This window comes from Rickettsiella endosymbiont of Xylota segnis (genome assembly GCF_964019545.1).
In the GTDB taxonomy this organism is placed as follows: domain Bacteria; phylum Pseudomonadota; class Gammaproteobacteria; order Diplorickettsiales; family Diplorickettsiaceae; genus Aquirickettsiella.
This window is the reverse complement of the sequence record NZ_OZ026451.1, coordinates 781,953-800,347: the sequence shown is the minus strand read 5'-3', so window position 1 is coordinate 800,347 and position 18,395 is coordinate 781,953. Positions and strand designations below refer to the sequence as shown.

Annotated in this window: 21 protein-coding genes; 6 read left to right on the top strand and 15 right to left on the bottom strand. The window is 38.9% G+C overall.

Features of this window, described 5'->3' with window-relative positions:
• Nucleotide 1 precedes the first annotated feature (1 nt).
• The 3 genes from AACL18_RS03670 to tmk are packed head-to-tail and all read right to left on the bottom strand — an operon-like array spanning nucleotide 2 to nucleotide 2,413.
• Nucleotides 2–793: a TatD family hydrolase gene (locus tag AACL18_RS03670; RefSeq protein WP_339051485.1), complete on the bottom strand. Its 792-nt coding sequence runs from the start codon at nucleotides 791–793 to the stop codon at nucleotides 2–4.
• Nucleotides 787–1,764 carry a DNA polymerase III subunit delta' gene (gene holB / locus AACL18_RS03665; protein ID WP_339051484.1) on the bottom strand — a complete coding sequence of 326 codons (978 nt, stop codon included), beginning with the start codon at nucleotides 1,762–1,764 and terminating at the stop codon, nucleotides 787–789. Before holB ends, AACL18_RS03670 begins: the two co-directional genes overlap by 7 nt.
• Nucleotides 1,757–2,413 carry a dTMP kinase gene (gene tmk, locus AACL18_RS03660; RefSeq protein ID WP_339051483.1) on the bottom strand — a complete coding sequence of 219 codons (657 nt, stop codon included), beginning with the start codon at nucleotides 2,411–2,413 and terminating at the stop codon, nucleotides 1,757–1,759. The genes holB and tmk overlap by 8 nt, the downstream gene beginning before the upstream one ends.
• A gap of 261 nt (nucleotides 2,414–2,674) precedes the next feature.
• Between tmk and AACL18_RS03655 the strand changes: the two genes are divergently transcribed.
• Together AACL18_RS03655 and AACL18_RS03650 are read left to right on the top strand one after the other, a co-directional pair.
• Entirely contained in the window at nucleotides 2,675–3,808 is a 1,134-nt protein-coding gene (locus AACL18_RS03655) for a phosphotransferase (RefSeq protein WP_339051482.1), read from the top strand.
• A 297-nt stretch (nucleotides 3,809–4,105) separates the two neighbouring features.
• Complete coding sequence (locus AACL18_RS03650) at nucleotides 4,106–5,089, top strand: phosphotransferase (RefSeq protein WP_339051481.1); 984 nt, start codon at nucleotides 4,106–4,108, stop codon at nucleotides 5,087–5,089.
• Nucleotides 5,090–5,124: 35 nt separating this feature from the next.
• Here the strand turns inward: AACL18_RS03650 and mltG are convergent, their stop codons facing one another.
• The 11 genes from mltG to ubiA form a co-directional block, all read right to left on the bottom strand.
• Entirely contained in the window at nucleotides 5,125–6,225 is a 1,101-nt protein-coding gene (gene mltG / locus AACL18_RS03645; protein ID WP_339051480.1) for an endolytic transglycosylase MltG, read from the bottom strand.
• A gap of 142 nt (nucleotides 6,226–6,367) precedes the next feature.
• A complete protein-coding gene (gene fabF, locus AACL18_RS03640; RefSeq protein ID WP_339051479.1) occupies nucleotides 6,368–7,687 on the bottom strand; it encodes a beta-ketoacyl-ACP synthase II in 1,320 nt (439 codons plus the stop codon).
• A gap of 94 nt (nucleotides 7,688–7,781) precedes the next feature.
• Nucleotides 7,782–8,045, bottom strand: coding sequence for an acyl carrier protein (gene acpP, locus AACL18_RS03635; protein WP_339051478.1), 264 nt, complete (start codon nucleotides 8,043–8,045; stop codon nucleotides 7,782–7,784).
• A 142-nt stretch (nucleotides 8,046–8,187) separates the two neighbouring features.
• Nucleotides 8,188–8,928 (bottom strand): 3-oxoacyl-ACP reductase FabG, encoded by a 741-nt coding sequence (fabG, locus tag AACL18_RS03630; protein ID WP_339051477.1) that lies wholly within the window; start codon nucleotides 8,926–8,928, stop codon nucleotides 8,188–8,190.
• A 10-nt stretch (nucleotides 8,929–8,938) separates the two neighbouring features.
• The gene (gene fabD / locus AACL18_RS03625; protein ID WP_339051475.1) at nucleotides 8,939–9,868 is read right to left on the bottom strand and encodes an ACP S-malonyltransferase; all 930 of its coding nucleotides are present in this window, start codon (nucleotides 9,866–9,868) and stop codon (nucleotides 8,939–8,941) included.
• A 141-nt stretch (nucleotides 9,869–10,009) separates the two neighbouring features.
• Nucleotides 10,010–10,960 carry a beta-ketoacyl-ACP synthase III gene (locus AACL18_RS03620; RefSeq protein ID WP_339051474.1) on the bottom strand — a complete coding sequence of 317 codons (951 nt, stop codon included), beginning with the start codon at nucleotides 10,958–10,960 and terminating at the stop codon, nucleotides 10,010–10,012.
• Entirely contained in the window at nucleotides 10,957–11,994 is a 1,038-nt protein-coding gene (plsX, locus tag AACL18_RS03615) for a phosphate acyltransferase PlsX (RefSeq protein ID WP_339051472.1), read from the bottom strand. The genes AACL18_RS03620 and plsX overlap by 4 nt, the downstream gene beginning before the upstream one ends.
• A 9-nt stretch (nucleotides 11,995–12,003) precedes the next feature.
• The gene (gene rpmF, locus AACL18_RS03610) at nucleotides 12,004–12,180 is read right to left on the bottom strand and encodes a 50S ribosomal protein L32 (RefSeq protein ID WP_339051470.1); all 177 of its coding nucleotides are present in this window, start codon (nucleotides 12,178–12,180) and stop codon (nucleotides 12,004–12,006) included.
• An 81-nt stretch (nucleotides 12,181–12,261) separates the two neighbouring features.
• A complete protein-coding gene (locus AACL18_RS03605; RefSeq protein ID WP_339051600.1) occupies nucleotides 12,262–12,513 on the bottom strand; it encodes a YfhL family 4Fe-4S dicluster ferredoxin in 252 nt (83 codons plus the stop codon).
• Nucleotides 12,514–12,651: 138 nt separating this feature from the next.
• A complete protein-coding gene (coaD, locus tag AACL18_RS03600; RefSeq protein ID WP_422395898.1) occupies nucleotides 12,652–13,140 on the bottom strand; it encodes a pantetheine-phosphate adenylyltransferase in 489 nt (162 codons plus the stop codon).
• Between the two features lie 20 nt (nucleotides 13,141–13,160).
• On the bottom strand, nucleotides 13,161–14,054 hold the full coding sequence (gene ubiA / locus AACL18_RS03595) for a 4-hydroxybenzoate octaprenyltransferase (RefSeq protein WP_339051468.1): 894 nt from the start codon (nucleotides 14,052–14,054) through the stop codon (nucleotides 13,161–13,163).
• A gap of 18 nt (nucleotides 14,055–14,072) precedes the next feature.
• Between ubiA and AACL18_RS03590 the strand changes: the two genes are divergently transcribed.
• The 3 genes from AACL18_RS03590 (at nucleotide 14,073) to AACL18_RS03580 (ending at nucleotide 16,130) form a co-directional block, all read left to right on the top strand.
• Nucleotides 14,073–14,666, top strand: a complete 594-nt coding sequence (locus AACL18_RS03590; RefSeq protein WP_339051466.1) for an outer membrane beta-barrel protein — start codon at nucleotides 14,073–14,075, stop codon at nucleotides 14,664–14,666.
• 94 nt (nucleotides 14,667–14,760) lie between these two features.
• The gene (locus tag AACL18_RS03585; RefSeq protein ID WP_339051464.1) at nucleotides 14,761–15,402 is read left to right on the top strand and encodes an outer membrane beta-barrel protein; all 642 of its coding nucleotides are present in this window, start codon (nucleotides 14,761–14,763) and stop codon (nucleotides 15,400–15,402) included.
• Nucleotides 15,403–15,530: 128 nt separating this feature from the next.
• Nucleotides 15,531–16,130, top strand: a complete 600-nt coding sequence (locus tag AACL18_RS03580; RefSeq protein WP_339051463.1) for an outer membrane beta-barrel protein — start codon at nucleotides 15,531–15,533, stop codon at nucleotides 16,128–16,130.
• A gap of 184 nt (nucleotides 16,131–16,314) precedes the next feature.
• On the opposite strand, the gene AACL18_RS03575 is transcribed toward AACL18_RS03580, so the two are convergent.
• Nucleotides 16,315–17,376, bottom strand: coding sequence for a hypothetical protein (locus AACL18_RS03575; protein WP_339051462.1), 1,062 nt, complete (start codon nucleotides 17,374–17,376; stop codon nucleotides 16,315–16,317).
• 298 nt (nucleotides 17,377–17,674) lie between these two features.
• On the opposite strand from AACL18_RS03575, the gene AACL18_RS03570 reads away from it, so the two are divergent.
• The gene (locus AACL18_RS03570; protein WP_339051461.1) at nucleotides 17,675–18,364 is read left to right on the top strand and encodes an outer membrane beta-barrel protein; all 690 of its coding nucleotides are present in this window, start codon (nucleotides 17,675–17,677) and stop codon (nucleotides 18,362–18,364) included.
• Nucleotides 18,365–18,395: the final 31 nt, after the last annotated feature.

Sequence of the window (18,395 nt, the reverse complement as noted above, 5' to 3'; positions counted from 1 at the left end):
TCTATCCCTGACTAGTTAGTTGTGCTTGTTTAAATAAAGTAAAAAAATTAGTGGTGGTTTGATTGGCAATATTTTCTAAAGAACAATCACGCAATTCAGCTAAATATTCGGCAACGTAACGCACGTAAGCTGGCTGATTAGGTTTACCGCGAAATGGATGCGGTGCTAAGTAAGGTGAATCTGTTTCAACTAATAGACGCTCCAAAGGTAATGTTTGCGCAATAGCTTTTAACTCAACAGCATTTTTAAACGTTATAATTCCAGAAAAAGAAATATAAAAATTATCTTCAATAGCGGCCTCAGCCATACCTAAATCTTCGGTAAAACAATGAAGTACACCACCCACCTGCTGCGCACCCTCTTCTTTTAAAATGCGCAAAGTATCTGCGCGCGCTGCTCGAGTATGCACGATCAATGGCTTATTCACCGCAATAGCCGCGCGAATATGTTGCCGAAACCGTTGTTGTTGACATTCCTTTGCTGTATTTTCACGATAATAATCCAAACCCGTCTCGCCTATTGCCACCACTTTAGGATGTTTTGCAAGCTTAGTTAATTCATCCAATGTCGCTTCTTCAGGGACTTGTTCGGTGGGATGCACGCCGACGGAAGCAGAAACATCGGTAAATTGCTCAGCAATCGTTAATACGGCCGGAAAATTGGCTAAATCAATACAGACACAAAGAAAGTGCATCACACCTTGCTCTCTAGCAAACTCCAGACAAGCAGTTAGGTCTTTTTTAAAATAATCCAGATCCAATCGATCCAAATGACAATGTGAGTCAACTAACATGATTTACCTTGTAAAGCCCAACGAGAAAACAGATCTTCTAGCATTAAGGGTAAGTTCAAGGTGATTTTAGCGGTATGCGCTTGTAATACCAATACGCTATCAAAATACTGCAACAAAAAATCCGTCGACAAGCACGCGGCTAAATGCGCTAACGCACCCTCTATCGCTAAATATCCATTCAGTAACCGGCATTTAAGCAATTCGCTGATGACATTCAATAGCGTCGATAATAATTGCCGCGTATCACTTTTCACATACTGTGCTGCACAATGGACGGGATCCAGTTCTTGATTGAATAACTGCGTTAATGAAACCAACAAGTCGGTATAAAATGAATAATAATTTTGCTGGGCATAGCTCAATGCAAGTAATGGCGCACCGGCGGATAAACGATAAAGCTTATCGATAGGTGTTGATGCTGGAAGTTGCTGCGCTAACCAAGTCGTCGCCAGCGATTTTTCTGGCGTCGCAAAACGAATCACTTGGCAACGACTACGAATAGTTGGTAATAAGCACTCAATTTTTTCAGTCAATAAAATAAATAAGGTACGTTCACTCGGTTCTTCTAAACTTTTTAATAAAGCATGACTCGCTGCCAGCAATAAGCTATCTGCTGGGTTAATTACAATAATTTTATAGCTTGCTTGACTGGTGTGATTTAATTTTTCTATCACTGCGCGTACTTGATCAATTTTAATGCCCTGGCTGGATTTTTCTGTAGCAAGCCAACACAAGTCTGGATGTGTTGCCGCTGCAACTAACACACAATCACGACAATGGCCGCACGCTATTTGATTCACTGCCTGCTTACAGAGTAAGGTTTTTGCAAAATTTGCTACAAATAAGGTTTTACCTAAACCCGCTTGTCCTACCAGTAATAAAGCATGCGCTAATCGGCCTTCTTGATGACAGTGATACAGTTGCTGCCATTGTTGAGCTTGCCATGGGAAGGGCGCTGAATAATTATTCATCCGATTTTACCCATAATGCTAATAGTTGATCCAATACCTGCTTAATTTGTTTTTGCACATCCTTTAATGAACGACTGGCATCAATCATATGATAACAATCAGCCATTTGTTTGGCCCGCTCGAGATAACTGGCACGTGCACGCGTAAAGAAATCTTGTTGCTCGGCTTCAATACGGTCTGCGGTTTTTCGACGTTGTGTGCGACGTAAGGCAATATCGACCGGCGCATCGAGTAATAAAACCGCATCAACTTTTAAATCTTGCTGTACCCACAACTGTAAACTGCGGATAAAGGCTAAATCAATACCTCTACCGCCGCCCTGGTAAGCATAACTGGTTTCGGTAAATCGATCACAGAGTACCCAATCACCTCGCTGTAAGGCCGGTTTAATGACATAGTGTATATGTTGCGCACGTGCAGCAAAAAATAATAATAGCTCGGCTTCAGGAATAATAATTTCCGGTGAAAAATCGGATTGTAACACTAAAGCACGTATGGCTTCTGCGATTTCCGTACCACCCGGTTCACGCGTAATGGTCAGCGGGATCCCCGCTTGTTGTAAATAATCGGCGATAAACTTGAGTTGCGTTGATTTTCCTACGCCCTCAATGCCTTCTAAGTTAATAAAGCGCGCTCGATTGATTTGCATAACACATCCAACTGAATATTTCAGCAATTATACCTAACTGGCGGTTTTGCGAATAGCACAATGATAGTTTATGTTTAACCCAATTAGCGAAATTGATGATTTGTTTAGCTTGGCCTATTTAAGCTTTCGCGCTGTTTATTCATGTAGTTTTCAGCTTTTTTATTGAATTTTGCATATTTTTTATTTTTTTTTTATAATTCGACCAGTGTACCTATCAGTAATAAATTAATTTTTAATAAAAAAATACAAAAAAAGGAATTTATGCATCGTCAATTAGTCGCCATTACTACTGAAAAAATTGAAAGAAAAGCAATCCAGTCGAAAATGCTCACTGATCTAAAAAAAGATAAAGTCGACGAACAAGTAGGTAATAAAAATCTTTTAATCGAATTATTAACGATAAAAATATTTCATTCTGATAAATTTAAAGAACTAACCGGAGGGTTTTCAAGCAACACTTACCACTATAAAAAAACCAATCTTGTTTTACGCTTTCCTAAACCGCATAACCCACTTTATCGTCATGCCCGCATAGAAATACATAATCTAGCTGAAGCCAAGTTATTTGAATTAACTCCTATAAAAATAATAGGGTATTATACAAAATATTCTTTGTTAGTAACAGAATTTATTCCTTCCTTTCAAGCTTATTCAGAAAAAGATTTTAAACAAACCGAAAAATTAATTGCGTTAACTCATTTAATTAAAAAATTACATTATTCTCAAGCGTTATTTAAAAAAAATCCTGAAGCTTCGCTTTGCTTTATCGATTCATCAACAAAAACTTTTCAAACCATCAAGTCGATCCTAAGTGAAGAAGATTATAAAATATTGCATAAATTAGATGCAATAAGATGCTGTTTGACAAAGTTTAACATTATAAAACGACCTGCTCATGGTGATTTACATCATTTTAACCTTATTGAAATAAATGGAAAAATGCAATTGATGGATTGGGAATTATCTACTCTAGAAGATCCCGCGCTTGATATTTCCAGATTTTTCTGTGTATCCGATTTAAATAACGAGCAAAAAGATATTTTTTTGCAATACTATAAAAGCGCTCTGAATATTCCTTTATCAGAAGCTACTATTACTAGCTTAGCAATTCGTGTGAAATTATTTGAACCCTTAAATTATTTTTCGATAGTTGTTTGGGCTAAATATGCGATATTATTTGCCTATGGCGATAAAAGAAATTTACTAGAAGCTACAATTAAAAATTTCACTGCAAAAACCTTAAACGCTATTGAAAAAATTGATTTAGCAACTATTAGCCATAAAAATAATGTTGAGGATAATCTCACCTATTCCAATAATTTCTCCTTATTTAAACCCCCTTCCGAAAATGTACCTCCTAAAGAACAAGAAAAGAAATTATTTAAACACCGTTAAATGACTATTTCCAAGTTCGAATCCGCACGCCTATCTAGCAAGATAGGCCAATGCAATTTTAATTTTAAGAAAGCAGCGCATAAAGCTGTTGTATGTTGCGGATATTGCAGATTGAATTATCGAGATCTAACAAAAATTTTCTCGTTCAACTAGTTAATTAAAGATTCTGCCGATAATGCACGCAAATAATTAAAAAATTATTACTTTATCTTCTTAGTTTTCTGTCACAGCGGCATCTTGGTATAATATGATCGAGAGCTACTGGAAAAACGAAAAATTGAATATTAAAGGAGGTTTATGCTGGGGCAATTTATACAAGCGATTGCAAAAAAAGAAAATTGTCATTTTTGTCAAATTTTATCGGATATTATCACCGAAAAAGAAGGACCCGAATTACAAAATAAAAATCTTTTAATTCAATTGTTAATCCTTAAAATCTATCAACCGAACCAATTTAAAGAAATCAAAGGCGGTCATTCCAATGATACCTATCATTATCCAACTGAAAATTTGGTGTTACGTTTTCCAAAATATTATAGCCCCTTATTTCCTGAGCTATCGATAGAAATACAAAACCTTAGGTTAGCGAGATTACTCAATTTAACGCCCTTAAAAATAATTGCTTATTATACAAAATACAGTTTCTTGGTAACAAAATTTGTTTCCAACTATCAATTCTTATCTGCTGCTGACCTCAAAAAACCCAGTAAATTAATTGCTTTAGCGCGTATAGTTAAAAATTTACATTATTCGGAGTTTAACTTCAAAAGAAATTCAGAAACGGGTATTTCTTTTATCGACGAAGCATCGCAATGTTTTCAAACCATTCTACCTATCTTAAATAAAAAAGATCATCGCTTATTAAAAAAACTAAGGGGTATTAAAAATTTTCTGGCAAAGTCAAAAGTTTTATTTCCTTCACATGGAGATCTACATCATCTTAATATCATCGAAAGCAACGGATATCTGCAATTAATGGATTGGGAGCTTTCTAGTATGGAAGATCCTGCCTACGATATTTCTAGGTTATTCTGTGTGAGCGAATTTAACTTTGAGCAAAAAGAGCTTTTTTTGAAAACCTATAAGCATGCCTATATCAATTTATCAGATGGTGATATCAAAAATTTAATAAAAAGAATATTTTTATACGAATCTCTAAATCTTTATTCAATCGTCACTTGGGCAAAATATGTAATGCCTCATTTTTACGATGCTCAGCAAATCTTACTAAAAGAAACTATCAAGCACTATAGTCAAAAAGATAGGCTAATTCGTTATTAAGTGATATCTCTTTCAACGCGTCATTGTAGCTAGAACTAACTACTTAAATCATTTAATTTACAAAAAAATGCACGCATCGTTTTACTGACATACCATAAACTTTGACACGATCTTTTTTTCTTAACAATTGGATAGCGCTGATCGAGTTGATAAAGTTGTACGGCTAAATTATGTTCGGCTAAATGCTCGGAAAATTGATGCGACCCATCGCCTTTTGCCACAAAATATAAATTTTGACTATGATCCGGATGCAAAGCAGCAGTGATAGAAGCAAAACTGGGGCTGCCTATCGGAGTCGGTGGCAAACCTCTGCGCGTATACGTATTGTAGGGTGTATCTTTACGGAGATCTTCAATAGTTAACTTACCGGTATAATGCGCACCTAAACCATAAATAATACTGGCGTCGATTTGTAAGGGAATCCCCTCCTGCAAACGACGCACGATCACGCCGGCAATCATTGGCCGTTCTTTAGCAACCGCAGTTTCTTTTTCCACTAAGGATGCTGCAATCAATGCTTGGTACGGTGTTTTATAGGGTAAATTAGTGGCACGATTCTTCCACGCAGCCTGTAGTTTCTTTTCTAATAATTGATACGACCATTTTAATAAATCACTATCATTGACACCTGCGCTAAAATAATACGTGGCTGGATAAAATAAACCTTCGGGATTCTGCGCGGGTAAGCCCAAATTAGTTAAGACTTGTTCCGAAGAAACATATTTAAGCTGATGTTTAACAAAGTCTATGTTATTCAACGCGCTAATTAATTGTTGAAATGTCCAACCTTCAACAATCGTAAAACGGTGAAAAATAGCTTTCCCAGCTAACATTTGACTCAACAGCTGACTGGGTGTCGTACCCGGATCAAACTGATATTCCCCAGTTTTTAATTTACTCGTCGCCCCTTTTATATAGGCTAAAAATAAAAAATAACGCGGATGTGGCATGTCACCTAATTTTTGTAAATCTGCAATCAAGCGATGTACGGATGAACCGGGTGCAAAAACGATGTGTATCGTTTGGGTTGGATTTAAAGGTGATTGTAAAAAACGATGATAATGCGCGACAAAATAACTGCATAAAAAAGCGACAATCAGCATGACTAATGCAATCAAGGTCAATCTTTTAGACATAAGATTTCTTCCGAAACTATGTAATTTGCTTGATTTCATTATTGAACATGGGCTCCGGGTCCGCACTTACCTCATGTAAACTCCGGTCCTCGCCAGTCGTTCGCCGCGAACTCAAGCAAATTCCTGTGTTTCCAAAGAAGTCTCATAATCGTGCAAAAAGCAAGGATGCATTCGTTCCACCAAATCCAAAAGAATTAGAGAGTGCATAATCCATTTTTAATTCTTGTGGAACATTCGGTACAAAATTCAGATCAACAAAATCATCATCGGATATATTCAGCTCAGGGGGATTTCCTGGATTATCTAAATTAATGGTCGGTGGTGCTTTTTGGTCTTTCAAGGCCAAAATAGTAAAAATAGCTTCTACCGCACCCGCCGCTCCTAGTAAATGGCCGGTCATCGATTTAGTCGAACTAATTGCCATCTTCTTGGCATAATCGCCAAATACACGGCGGATGGCTCTTAGTTCTAAATAATCGCCTTGTAAGGTCGACGTGGCATGCGCATTGATATAAGCCACTTTTTCCTTATCGATATTCGCATCATGCAAAGTATTCAACATAGCCGTCATCGCACCCTGCCCGTCGGGCGCTGGGCTGGTCATATGAAAAGCGTCAGCACTCATACCAAAACCCACGAGTTCGGCGTAGATCGGTGCATTGCGTTGTTTAGCACGTTCATATTCTTCTAAAACTAAAATACCCGCGCCGTCACCTAATACAAAGCCATCACGCGCTTTATCCCATGGACGACTGGCTGCTTGCGGATCTTTATTCCGATTAGATAAGGCCCGGCACGCAGAAAATCCACCTAAACCTAAAGGTGTGGTCGCCATTTCCGAACCACCAACGACCATCACATCGGCATCACCATATAAAATAGTGCGCGCTCCTAAACCGATATTGTGTGTGCCTGTAGTACAAGCCGTTACTACTGCAATATTTGGGCCTCGTAGTCCATAACGTATCGAAATTTGACCGGCTAACATATTGGTAATGGCACCCGGGATAAAAAAAGGAGAAATTTTCCGTGGACCACCTTGTTCTAATCGTGTGTGATTTTCTTCAATAAAAGGTAAACCGCCAATTCCAGAGCCTACTGCAACACCGATCCGGTCAGCGTTTTTTTCAGTCACTTCAAGTTTTGAATCCGTCATCGCTTCTAGCGCTGCCGCTAAACCATATTGAATAAATAAATCCATTTTACGACCATCTTTTGGCGTAATACCATAATTTTCTGCTTGAAAATCGCGCACGCTAGCAGATATTTGACAGGGAAAAGTAGAAACATCAAATTGGGTGATAGTGGTTACTCCACTTTTGCCAGCCAATATCGCTTCCCAGGTTGTTTTGGTGTTCAAACCTAATGGCGTCATCATACCGACACCGGTTACTACGATACGTCGCTTTTTCTTCACGTTATTTTCCCCCTTCAAATGAACTGACTTATGTACTCTTCGCATTTGAGTTTTTGTCTGCTTTGCCGCTGATACATAATTCTCTTCGCGGCAAATGACAAAACACAATGAGTGTGAGCCTATATTTAGATGGAATTTATTATTCGTTGTGTTCTGAGTCTTCAGTTTCAGCTTGATGTTGCTTAATATAATCAACTGCTTGCTGAATGGTACGAATTTTTTCAGCTTCTTCATCTGGAATTTCGGTTTCGAACTCTTCTTCTAAAGCCATAACTAATTCTACGGTGTCTAAAGAATCGGCACCCAGATCATCGACAAAAGAAGCTTCCATGGTCGCTTCTCCTTCACTTATCTCAAGTTGATCAATCACTACCTTCTTGACACGCTCTTCAATTGTACTCACTGAGAATCTCCCCTATTTAATATAAATAAAACCTGTCGCTTAGTTTATTCAATTCCTGAATGAACGCAAGCCACTTTAATTAATTTAAGCAATTAAGTTTAGCCGCTTATAAAACTAAACTTACTTTGCAAAGCTATTCTGATCAATTCATATACATTCCGCCGTTAACATGCAACGTGTTGCCGGTCACATAAGCAGCCCAATCCGAGGCTAAAAAGACGCATGCGTGAGCGATATCCTGAGCACTGCCCAAACGTTTGACTGGAATTTTTTCCAACAACATAGTGCGTTGATTTTCATTTAATTGACTAGTCATATCGGTAGCTATAAATCCTGGCGCCACAACATTCGCAGTAATATTCCGCGTTGCCACTTCTTGTGCCAATGCTTTAGTAAAACCAATTAATCCTGCTTTTGCCGCCGCATAATTGGCCTGACCAGGATTTCCGGTACACCCTACTATAGAAGAAATATTAATAATACGTCCAGATTGTGCTTTTAGCATTGGCTTCAAACACAACTGCGTTAGTTTAAAAACAGCACTTAGATTAGTCTCTAACACGGCATTCCATTCATCGGCCTTCATGCGCAATAACAGATTATCACGAGTAATACCCGCATTATTTATCAATATATTAGGAGGTCCAAACGTTTGTAATTCAGTCATTAAATTTTTTATCGATGCATCATCATTTAAATTTAAGACGAAACCTTTACCTTTCAATCCTTGCTCTAGTAAGGCGTGAGAAATTTTTTCTGCACCGGCAGCGCTGGTAGCCGTTCCAGCAACCAGTGCACCTTGTTGCGCCATCGCAACCGCAATCGCTGCACCAATACCACGGCTAGCACCTGTTACCAGTGCCACTTTATCTTTTAATAACATAAAACCATCCTTAACCGATTAAAGCTTCTTGTAGTATTTCTGGATCCTGTAATGAGAGTGTGGGTATCGATGTAATACGTTTATTCAAACCTGCTAACACTTTACCTGGACCACATTCAATCATTTCTTCAATGCCACGCTTCTCAAGCTCTTGTATTATTTCTACCCAACGCACGGGATTGTATAATTGTTCGACTAATGCTTTTTTTATCAAATTTGGATCATGTTCGATAGCGACATCGACATTATTAATAATAGGGATATGTGGCACAGAAATATGAATGGTCTCCAATGTTTCGGCTAAATGTTTTGCAGCGGGTTTCATTAAAGCACAATGCGATGGAACGCTAACGGGAATCAGTTTCGCTAATTTAGCGCCTACTTGTTTAGCCTGTTCAAGCAAGCGCTGCACCGCAGCGGCATCTCCCGCCACCACCGTTTGACCGATGGAATTGTAATTAGCGGGCGATAAAACTTGGCCTTCGGCTAGCGACTCACACAAAGCCTGTATTTTATCATTATCTAAACCCACGATAGCCGCCATCGCGCCTACGCCGGGTGGAACCGCTGCTTGCATTAAGCGTCCTCGTTCAGCCACCAAACGTACCGCTGTCATAAAATCCAATGCCCCACCACACACTAAAGCAGAATATTCACCTAAGCTATGACCTGCCATAAACGTCGGTTTGAGACCCCGTTGTTGCTGCCAAACACGCCATAAAGCCACACTGGCTGCTAATAAAGCAGGTTGGGTGTTTTCTGTTTGATTGAGTGCGGCTTCTGGACCGTCTTGACACAATTCCCATAGGTCAAATTTTAAGACGTGCGAAGCCTCTATAAATGTGTCTTGAATGATAGAAAACTCTTTAGCAAATTCCGCTAACATTCCTAATATTTGTGAACCCTGTCCCGGAAAAATAAATGCAATTTTTTTAGCCATAATTATTTATTCATTCAAATTAAACATAATAAAATCAAAAGTAAGAGACGATAATTTTTTGTTAGAGGGCATCTTAAACTGTATTAGACTGAGAAAAAAACAGTGCTTTTTGGCCAGCATCGTGCAATTTAAGACGCCCTCTTAGTAGCGCACTAAAGCCGAACCCCATGTTAACCCTGCACCAAAACTTTCCATTAATAATAATTGGCCTCGTTGGATGCGACCATCCCGCACGGCGACATCTAAGGCTAACGGAATAGAAGCAGCCGATGTATTGCCATGTTGATCTAATGTAACCACAACATGTTGCATAGTCATTTTAAGTTTATTCGCCATCGCTTGAATAATGCGCAAATTGGCCTGATGTGGAATTAACCAATCAATATCTTTTTTATTTATTTTATTCGCGGCTAAAGTTTCTTCTAATACGGCACTTAATTTCTTCACTGCAATTTTAAATACATCACTGCCTTGCATGGTAAGATGTGGAATATCACCTTTTTTCAAACCGGTGCTTAATGATAATAAATTTTGATAAGAACCCGCCGCATGCAGATGTGCAGAAATAATGCCAGGTTCATCAGCGGCTTGTAATACCACAGCACCCGCACCATCACCAAATAAAATACAGGTGGATCGATCTTCCCAATTAATAATATTCGACATGCTTTCACTGCCTATGACGAGTGCAGTCTGAACGACACCGTTACGAATGAACTGATCCGCAACACTCAATGCATAATTAAAGCCGGCACAAGCCGCTACAATATCAAAGGCCGGACAACCATCTTCACCCAATGCCGCTTGAACTAAACAGGCTGTGCTAGGAAAAAATTTATCGGGTGTACTCGTAGCAACAATAATTAATTGTATCTCTTTAGCCGATAACTTAGCCGCTTCCAAGGCATTTTTAGCCGCCGCAGTGGCCATGCTCGCTGTGCTATCGTTAGGACCAATAATATGACGTTCACGTATGCCGGTACGTTCAACTATCCACTCATTCGTGGTAGCCACCATCTTCTCAAGTTCGGCATTCGTTAATATTCTTTGCGGTAAATAACTACCCGTGCCTGCAATACGTGAATATTTCATAAAGACTGTTCAGATTCCTTCAATAAACCGGTCACTTGTTCTCTTATACGTTCAGGGATATTTTTTTGTACTTCTAAGATCGCTTCATTAATCGCATTTTTGAAAGCCAATATATTGGCACTACCATGACTTTTAATCACAATGCCGCGCAAACCGACTAAGCTTGCACCGTTATAATGGGCTGGATCAAATTGTTTACGTAATCCTTTTAATACATGTAAAGCCATTAACCCGGAGAGACGCGAAAACCAATTACGATTAAACGCTAATTTAATATAGTGACCCATTAATTTTGCCACACCCTCTGTCACTTTCAATGCTACATTTCCGACAAAACCATCACAGACGATGACATCTGCCAAACCTTGATAAATCTCATCGCCTTCGATGTAACCAATATAATTGATATGCGCATTCTTCAATAACTCAGCGGCCTTTTTAACTTGTTCATTCCCTTTAATTTCTTCAGCGCCAATATTCAATAAGGCCACACGCGGACTGGGAATATTGTCGATCTCAGAACTTAATATCGAACCCATAACGGCAAATTGCAGTAGATGTTCAACCTCTGTATCCACATTCGCACCCAAATCTAAAACGCGTACTTTGGTTTGTTCTTTCATGGTAGGTAGCATGGCACTGATAGCCGGTCTATCGATGCCGGGGATAGTTTTCAGTACAAAACGGGCGGTCGCCATCAATGCGCCGGTATTGCCAGCGCTCACGCAGGCCTGCGCTTCGCCTTCTTTAACTAAATTAATTGCAACGCGCATTGAAGAATCTTTTTTATTGCGCAGTGCTAAAGCGGGAGGTTCATCCATCGATACAACCTGAGTAGCCCCGTGTAGCGTCAGTTGACTCGCTGCAGGCTTATTTTTTACCAGTTTCAGCTGCTCTTGCAACTCAAGCAAATCACCGACAAGAATAATATGTAGCTGTGGCTCTTCCTGTAACGCTAAGAGCACAGCGGGGACTATCACGGAGGGACCGTAGTCGCCTCCCATAGCATCTATAGCCAGAGTATAACGAGACATTTTAAGGTGTTATTCCTTAGCTTTTAGTACCTTTTTTCCACGATAATAGCCATCTTTGGTAACGTGGTGACGAATATGCGTTTCTCCACTGGTTGCATCAATGGAAATAGCCGGCGAAGTTAATGCATCATGCGCACGGCGCATGTTTCTTTTGGAACGGGATTTACGTGATTTTTGGACTGCCATGATGGCCCTCTTATATAAGCAATTCTAAAAGACGCATATTATGCGGTCTGATGGTCGAAAAAACAACCGGCGTTTTTTGTATTAAGGATTTACTACTAAGCCTTGGTATTTCATTAACAATTGTTCTGGGGTTTCTTGGTATTCGGGATTAATGACAATGCAAGCGACAGGACAAACTTCAACACATTGCGGAGCATCAAAATGACCCACACACTCAGTGCATTTATTCGGCTTAATTTCATAGATAAACTCACCCTGAATAATCGCTTCATTCGGGCATTCGGGTTCGCAGACATCACAATTGATACAGTCATCGGTTATTAATAACGCCATTTTACATCCAATACTCTTCGCACTTGAATTTTTGTCTGAGTTGCCGCTCGATTCGCAATCCTCATGTATGGGAAATACACTTGGGTGCTTCATTCTCACGACGCCTTGCCAAAAATCCCATTGCTACGAGCAACTATTTTATACTCTTCTTTTAAACTTGGTTTGTAAAGCCTCGGCAACCACCACCGGTACAAACTGTGCTACATTACCGCCAAAACTCGCAATTTCTCTGACTAAATTAGCCGAAATAAAGGAATATTGTTCGGCGGGGGTTAAAAATAAGGTTTCTAAATCAGGCATCATTTTTCGATTCATACTCGCCAATTGAAATTCATACTCAAAATCAGAAACCGCGCGCAGACCGCGCAAAATAACCCGCGCATTATATTCCTTAGCACAGTTAATGAGTAAACCCTCAAATCCATGCACCTGTACATTACTTAAATCTTTTAATACTGCTTGCGCTAAAGCAATACGTTCATCGACAGAGAATGCCGGTGCTTTACTCGGATTCTTCGCTACAGCGACAATCACAGTTTCAAACAAACGTGCCGCACGTTGCACTAAATCGACGTGGCCGTTGGTCATTGGATCAAAAGTACCGGGATAAATAACTTTAGTTTTCATCACACCCTATACCTCTTGTATTAACCGTGCATACCAAAGAAAAATCCTAAAAATATCAAACCACCTATCCATGCATTATTCAAAAAAGCTTTAAAACATGCTTCAGGTTTTCGGTCTTTAATTAAATAATGTTGATAAATAAATAAACTGATTACCAATACCAACATCACATAATAAATTATGCCCAACTTTAAGCAGACGCCGATGATACTTAATAACAGAACAAAACCACATTCTAGCGCGGCAATAAATTTCACATCGTGAGGGCCCAAGGCGATGGCACTGGATTTAATGCCCACACGCTTGTCATCCTCTCTATCCACCATGGCATAAATAGTATCATAAGCGACACACCAAGCATAAGCGGCCAGAAACAACAGCCAAGCCATGCTCGGTATTTTTCCAGTTTCTGCAGCAAAAGCCATTAAGATAGACCAAGCGCCAAATACGATGCCTAAAAATAATTGCGGCCAGGCGATATAACGTTTAGTAAACGGATAGAGTGCAATCATCCCTGCAGCGATTACCGCCAATTCTATGCTTAGGCGGTTCAGTTGATAAACCACAAGAAACGCTAATAATGTCAAAACGATTAATATCAACACGGCTTCTTGCAAACTCACTGCGCCTGTCGCTAAAGGTCGATGCTGAGTTCTTGTCACAAAACCATCCAGATTTCTATCGGCGATATCATTCATCACACAACCCAGTGATCGCGTGAGCACTGCTCCAATTATAAATAAAGCAAGGATTTTAAAATCTATTGCGCCCGCACGCGCAATCCATAACGCCCATAGTGCAGGCCATAACAATAAAAAAATTCCTATCGGTTGATGTAAACGAAGTAAGGCGAAATAAGCTCGCCAGCGCGGTAGGTAGTTCATGCCGCTTATCGTATAATAGGATATCTTCATTCACAAGGAGCGTTGTTCATGTTAAAAAAAATTAGGCCCAAAATAGTTTTTCTTTTTTCATGTTGCTTCCCGATAGTGGCCAGTGCATCGATTCCTGGATTTTATCTCTTAGGCCAACTCGGCACAGCTGACACTCATCAAGAAGCCAGCAATGCCGCCGCACAATCGATTAATAGTAAAATGGCTTTTACGGGTCGCATCGCCGGTGGTTATCAATTTAATCAAAATGTTGCTTTTGAAATTGGTTACACGCGTTTTTCGGATGTCGATTTTTCCGGCGTCGGTGGTGTGTCAGGCGCAAATGTTTCTTTAAGTGAAAAAGCTATCGATTTCATGGCGAAACCGATGTTACCTATTTCGAGTAATGTAAATCTTTATGCCAAATTAGGTTTAGCGTATCTTAAAGCCAATGGTTCTGCTGTGGTGAATGGTCGTAATTACTTAGGTTATTCCGATAGTTGGAATCCCAGTTTCGGTATCGGTCTTAGTTATGATATTACACCGTTTGTACCCATCGATTTAGCTTGGACACGCATCCAGAGTGTCGGAGGCGGTAACAGCATACCCAGTACCGACTTTTATTCTATCGGTTTGGCGTATTATTTTGGTTAATGCGTTTGTATTTAAAAATGTAGTTTACTGTTATCTGCAAAACATAATTTTGCTAAACTATTTTTAACTCGTTAAACTTTTATTAGGAAGCATTATGCTAAAAAGAAGTACAAGTACCTTACTACTGGCTAGCGCTATTCTCGGTATCACGCAAAACACGCAAGCTGAAATGCCAGGTTTTTATGCAGGTGCTCAGCTTGGTTATGCAAATAATCATATTAATACCACTGATTTAGTAACAGTCAATAACGGAACTTCGCCCGTACCCTTACCCGGTCTAAATAATATTTTGTTAACGTATCGTCTTAGTTTTGGTTATCAATTTGATCAATATTGGGCGATGGAGTTTGGTTATCGTCATTTTAGTAACTCCGACACATCAATCGGTACTAATAATTACATCGCCAATGCATCGACTAAATCCAGTGCATTTGACTTAACGGCAAAAGGTATACTTCCGGTCACTTGTAAATTAGCACTCTACGCAAAATTTGGTGTTGCTTATCTACGACCTAATGCACAAGGGGCGGTACTTATCTTTAATTCACCCTACTCTGGAACCATGAATAGCTATTCTAAAACTTTAGAACCGACGTTTGGCTTAGGCATCAGTTACGCACTAAAACCGAATGTTCCCGTCGAATTTTCTTGGAATCGCATTCAAAAAATGGGGGGTAGTAATCATGCACCGAGCAGTGATTTTTATTCACTCGGCGTATCGTATTATTTTGGATAACGATAAACTATTTAGTGAGTAATTTTTTTGTATTTGCTCAGGTTATCCCTAACAAATTGACATTAAATCGTATTAGCGATTAAATAGTAAGCTCTAATAATAAAATTTCCGTGGAGAAAATAATAACAATGCTTAAAAAAATACTCATTACTAGTGTATTAACCGCTAGTGCGTGTGCTGTGATAAACGCGAATGCAGCGCTTCCTGTGGGTTTATATGTCAATGGTCAGGTCGGTTATGCTGATACACACATGAAATCGCAAGTAAAAAATAACGGTGCTAGTTTTGCAAACGATGGACTGACAGGTCGTTTAGCCATTGGTTATAAAATCACACCCAATTTTGCTTTAGAATTAGGTTACTTACAACTACCCAGCGCAGAATTCAAAATTGGTTCAGTTACTTTTTCTAATAAACAGCATGCTATCGATGTTGCTGCTAAAGGACAGTTACCCATTACCAACAACGTTGGTATTTATGGCAAACTCGGCGTGGCTTATTTAACCACACAGTTAGAAGCAAATAACTCTATAACCTCTAGAGACATCAATTCCAGACAAGGTATTGATAAACATCAATGGTCACCTGAAATCGCTGTCGGTATGGACTATAACATCACACCTAACGTCACTGTGGATACCTCTTTAACTCATATCCAAACCCTGGGCAACGATCGTCCTGGTAACATCGACTTCTTGGCTGTCGGTGTCGGCTATAACTTCGGCTAAACACGCACTTAACTAGTTAAGCTTTGGTTAGCTAGTTAAGTTTCTTTACAGTCATCTCAAGCTAACTTTTTATTTCATCAAACTTAAAGTTGGCTTATTGCAATCGAAGCGCTTAACTTTATATTTTTTTATCCCTGGCTCAGTACGCTTGGATCTTGTTGATTCGAAATTTTCATTTTTTAACTCATGAAGGAACGAAACTCACTTTCAATGCTGCATTTGTTACTGCAGGCTGGGGATTTACCGGTGTTACAGAAAAAAAACGTGCCCTAGCGGATGAGGAGGGTTCTACCGGCTCCACCTGTTCCTTACTGACTAAACTACCCTTTTCTGTCTGCTCAACGTTTAATTTCTTTTTGAGCATTTCTGCATAGTCTTTAACATCCTTTTTAAAATCATTTTCATTACTGGTTTTCAATAAATTAAGCAAGCTTTGCCAAATTTCTGCGGTAATTAAATCTTTTGGCATTTCCTCAAGAGCCAATAACCACGATAAATTATCTTCTGTTGAAATCACAGCAAAATTTTCTTGTGTTAAAAAGTCTATTTTTTCTAAGAATTCGAATGCACGATGCAATGGCAAAGGACTAGAAAAATTGGCTAAACTCTGACGATTGGTCAATGTATTTAATCCCGCTTTTTCCAAAGCGATTAGCATATGCGTTACTGGAATAATAAGCGCTCCGGAATAAGCGCTAATAAACTGCTGATTTTCTGCCGTTAATGTGCCGGTGTGTTTCATTTTAATCAAACAATTCGCCAAAAAAATAGCTTGCGTACTTTGCTGAATAAGTTTGACATAATCTTGAGTTAACATACCTTCCACACATAATTTACTGAATGCAAAAAAGTGTTCATCGTTAAAACTGCTTTGCTGATAAGCTTGACTCAACACTTGAAAATATTCCCCCATTTTTTCAGCATTGTTTTTTTTGTCTAAGTGTTCTCGTGTTAATTTGGAAAAATGCGCTTGACCATAATTTAAAGTGCATAAATTTTGATAATTTATAGTAAACCAAGCCGCATAAGATGCTTTTCCAGGTTTTACGGGATGCTCGAATAGAAAAAAACGATTAATGTTAAATAAATCTTGATTAGATAATAAATCCTTATCCCGTTGCAAAGACTTCAAATACGTTTCGGTAGCACGTATCGCAGGATGATCCGATCCACTTAATCTTTTTATTAAGCCTTTATTACGACGGTAAACATGGAACGCCTCAGTAACTTCTTGGGTATTAAGCATAAATTTTCCTTAATTTATGAGTATTATTAATTAAGTGTTTAAAAGATTTTTAATTTTTAGTCATGCTTAGTCCATAAACCCTCCTTTTTTATACTAATTTTCTTTGTAGACGCCGCTATCTTAAGCAAAATAATAAAAAAAGAAAGCTTCACATAAAATTATTTCTCTGATCAATGAAAATATAAATATGCAAATTAAAAGAAAATTATTTTTTGCGTAGAGAAGTTGACAAAAAATCAATCCGATTGTTTAATAGTTGCTCGTTTGACTAGTTAAACTCTTCAGGAGAATAATAACAATGTTTAAAAAAGTTCTAAGTACAACTGTGTTAAGTGTTTCTGTATTAGCTGCAATGACTGCAAATGCAGCGGCACCCGGCGTTTATGTAACTGGCCAAGTCGGTTATATTAATTCGCATCTAGGCGGCAAAACTAAAGTGTCGGATATTCTTGCTCCAATTGTCAATGACATCGACCCTGCTATTAGAAACAAAAACCTATCCAATAATGGTTTAGCCGGTCGTATTGCGATTGGTTATCAATTTAATCAAAATTTTGCGGTTGAAGCCGGTTATTTACAAGTCGGTCAAAGCAAAGTAAAAAGCGCATTACACGATATCGCTGACAACATGCAGCTTAGTGAAGGCACTTTGAAACTCCAACAAAATGCTATTGACCTGGTAGGCAAAGGTATATTACCCCTAGCTAGCAATTTTAATGTTTACGGTAAACTCGGTGTAGCTTATGTCACAACCGATATAACAGGTACCATAAAAGCCCCTGGTTTTCCTACTGTAAATGTTGATTTAAATGATAGAGCTAATGTTGCTAAACACACATGGGCGCCAGAAGCGGCCGTTGGTGTTAGCTACGACATCACGCCAAATGTGTCAGTAGACACTTCATGGACACACATCCAACCCTTAGGAAACAAAAAACCAGGCAATATTGATTTTGTTGCTGTCGGTCTTGGCTACAACTTTGGTTAAACCTTCGTTTAGACCATAACTTCAATAAAAA